Genomic DNA, 3,047 nt, shown 5'->3' with positions numbered 1-3,047 from the left:
TTGTAAATGTTTTATTTGCTTTCATCGCAAACATTGGTAAAAAAGTTCATGATTTTTAGTTTTAAAAAAAGTGCAATAGATGTTGCACTTTTTTAAATAAATATAAAGGTAATGTATCCCTTCTTTTAATTCCTTCAAGTTGAATATCAAATAATGTTTGTGTAAAGATTTGTTGTGTAGGTCTACAAATATTATCCTTTAAATTGATAACATATATTTTTCATTATATTCAGCTACAGGATTTTTAAGTGGTTTTTATAGATTTTTTGAGTGGATTTATCTACTTACTCGCTCTTTTGGAGAGCAGCACATAATATTTGGGGTTTACAAACCATGTATGAGTTGTACCAATATAACCATCCTCGGTATTTGTTCTAGTTTCTGCAACTGTTAATCATCCTTTTTTTATTGAATCGTTCATTAACTCTGAAAATTCCCCCTAGTATTATTTAAATTCATAGTAAGTTAAATAAACGTTGCACTATCAGAGTCAAATACATCTACTTTACTTATTTTTTCAAACAAAATAATTATTTAAAATTCTACATAAGATATTGAAAATACTTTTTCAACAGATAATAAGTTATGTTAGAAAGAACAGTAATTGCAAAATTATTCTTTGTAATGAGCTAATTTCATATTCAAGATAAGAGAATGTGAAATTACTAAGTACTCATTTTTATAGAAACTTTTATAGCATCTTTTTCTATAAAATTGAAAGCAAATGGTGATTTGTATACCTGAAATTTCTTTGGATTTTCAAAGTTAGCTTCACGTGTCAAAATATTGCCGAGTATTTTTTCTTCGATGATGCTAAATTGATGCTCCTCTTTAATGTCTTTTGATTCTATAAGACCTTGAAAGGGAACGTCACCTTGGATTCTATAGTTGGGAATTACCTTGTTAAAAGCTAAAGCTGTATAAGTAATAGTCTTGCGGATAAATCCCGAAATAGTGACTACCTCTGGACAAACCTTTTCAATCATAGTAAATATTTGTCTATCAACTTTAATGGTTCCTTTTTTCGCAGGAGGAACCAACTGGATTTCATGCTTTATAAATTGCCTAAAACACAATGTTTTTGATTTGAGGGATTTTGGTATTTTTTTTGTTTTTGAAGTTTTAGGAAAGCATGAAGATATTCTTGTTACTTCGGGAAGTCCTGATAAATTAATATGTGGGAAATAAGGCGTACTTGTTATAATGAAATTTTTTTTGTAATGTAAATTCATATATGTTTCCGCACCTTTCCAATGGAATATAGTTTAAAATATGTCCTCCTTGTCATATATGCTTCTTTTTGACAAGGAATTTTCCAAAATGAGCTCATGTCATATACCGATAGGATTTTTTAGTAATAGGAGTGGCAGCTTTTTTAATAACAAATAATGTCTCACCAATAAAAACAGGTTCAGCAGAAAGTCTAATTAATACTCGAAGAATATCACCTTGGTTTAATGAAAGTAAAACTGTTTTTGATGCCATAATTCTATTGCCCTGATCCAAATCGATTTATATTTGAAAAAGAAGATTAACAGTATCGTTTATTATAAAATTCATAATAAGAATTCCTGAATCTTCTCCAAATAAACTAACCCCTGTGGAAAACGTTACAGCATATACACCAGCACTACCAATCGTTATTGAATTATCAGCAGTACTTAATATAACGCCACTAAAAGGTCCTGTCACTGTAAAGTCTATATTTGCATTAGCTAATATTGGAATATCTGTAACTGAATCAGTATTGAGCATTCCGAATTCCGAATACTGGTGTAACTCCAGTAGGCCCTGTTGGCCCCGTGGGTAAAGTGAATGGAGGGATAGGTGATAATGTAGGACCCAGTAAATTCGAATCAAATGCTGCTCTTCTCAAAAAACATGTTTTTCGTTTACGTACATACCTCCTTAAGATGCTTGTACTTATCATAATTATTAAATGCTCAATACTAGATAAATAATCTTCACATAAGCGGAACCCCTTTTTTTATTTTCTTTCGAAAAAAATGGGACTATATTTTCAATAACAAAGAGTTAAAAATCCAAGTCAATCGGCAGGATTCATTCTCAGTAGGGTTACTATAGGGCATCGCCACATAATCCATAATATTTTTATAGTAATATAACAAAAAAGCGCTATACTTTCTGTAGAATCATAGGAAAGGATGGCGTTTTTGTATGTCTATTTCTGTATCTGATGAATTACAACTATTTGTTAAAGAATTTCAAAGTTTCTGCTCTTTAAATATCTTACGAGATTCTGCTAGAGATGTTCGTTTCGTGTAGCGAACCCGGTAAATAATTAAAAAGAATTGTGTTGATACCACAGGTGGAGTTGCTGAATCCTAGCTTTCATACTGTAAAAGTTCTTTGAGGGTGTGAGAGCAACCCTCATGGTGAAGGATAGAGCATAGAATCGATTATATGGAAGGGAACTTAAAACTAGTTATTAACATAATTGGAGATAAAAAGATAAAAAAAGAACCTAAATTCTTGACAGATAGAAAATAAGTTCTTTCTTTGTTAGTGGAGTTTTATTTAGCAGTGTGTTGGAGCACTATATAATATATGTATTTATTAGTAAAGGTTGTTTAATTTCCAAAATATATTTGTTTGTAAATAAGAAAAAAGGACAGTTGAAAACTGACCTTTTTCTATTTTTTAAAGATAGTTAACGAACAGGTAATTTGGGATTTGGAGTATAGTAAGATGTTAATCATCTCATTGTTAATGTATGCAAGTAATACAAAATGGCTTGTACAATTGTTAAAATTAGTTATTTTTTGATAAATTAGTTAATTGGATGTTTGATAGAGGAAGTAAGTCTAATCAATTATTTTAATTCTTTCATAATATATAATGCAAATAAATTTTTTAGGGAAAAGGGGGTATGTTAAATGTCGTTTGAACGTAGATGTGAATGTAATGTATGTAATAGAAATCGAAGAAGAAGACGTGAGGAAGTAAGAGAACTGAGAAATCTTGAAGGGCGAAGAAGATTAAATGGTTTACGAGAAGGTGACAGAATTACAGTTTTTTCAGGCGGA

Annotated in this window: 3 protein-coding genes and 2 pseudogenes; 1 reads left to right on the top strand and 4 read right to left on the bottom strand. The window is 30.3% G+C overall.

Annotation, left to right across the window (positions count from 1 at the left end):
• Window positions 1-665: 665 nt before the first annotated feature.
• From MR167_RS31080 to MR167_RS31070, 3 genes are all read right to left on the bottom strand, one after another.
• Entirely contained in the window at window positions 666-1,232 is a 567-nt protein-coding gene (locus MR167_RS31080; RefSeq protein ID WP_242316208.1) for a hypothetical protein, read from the bottom strand.
• Between the two features lie 94 nt (window positions 1,233-1,326).
• Window positions 1,327-1,485, bottom strand: coding sequence for a hypothetical protein (locus MR167_RS31075; RefSeq protein WP_242316207.1), 159 nt, complete (start codon window positions 1,483-1,485; stop codon window positions 1,327-1,329).
• Between the two features lie 27 nt (window positions 1,486-1,512).
• Window positions 1,513-1,755, bottom strand: coding sequence for a hypothetical protein (locus tag MR167_RS31070; RefSeq protein WP_242316206.1), 243 nt, complete (start codon window positions 1,753-1,755; stop codon window positions 1,513-1,515).
• A gap of 20 nt (window positions 1,756-1,775) precedes the next feature.
• On the opposite strand from MR167_RS31070, the pseudogene MR167_RS33795 reads away from it, so the two are divergent.
• Window positions 1,776-1,865, top strand: a pseudogene (locus MR167_RS33795) (glutamine synthetase); the annotation flags it as partial.
• On the opposite strand, the pseudogene MR167_RS33790 reads toward MR167_RS33795, so the two are convergent.
• Window positions 1,832-1,930, bottom strand: a pseudogene (locus MR167_RS33790) (hypothetical protein); the annotation flags it as partial. The pseudogenes MR167_RS33795 and MR167_RS33790 overlap by 34 nt on opposite strands.
• Window positions 1,931-3,047: the final 1,117 nt, after the last annotated feature.

The organism is Bacillus cereus group sp. BfR-BA-01355 (assembly GCF_022663675.1).
Taxonomy (GTDB): domain Bacteria; phylum Bacillota; class Bacilli; order Bacillales; family Bacillaceae_G; genus Bacillus_A; species Bacillus_A thuringiensis_S.
Note: the sequence above shows the minus strand (reverse complement) of the source record. Positions and strands in the feature narration are given on the sequence as shown.

Coding starts and splice junctions, on each gene's coding strand:
- MR167_RS31080 (WP_242316208.1), bottom strand. CDS start 1,232: ATGAATTTACATTACAAAAAAAATTTCATTATAACAAGTACGCCTTAT.
- MR167_RS31075 (WP_242316207.1), bottom strand. CDS start 1,485: ATGGCATCAAAAACAGTTTTACTTTCATTAAACCAAGGTGATATTCTT.
- MR167_RS31070 (WP_242316206.1), bottom strand. CDS start 1,755: ATGCTCAATACTGATTCAGTTACAGATATTCCAATATTAGCTAATGCA.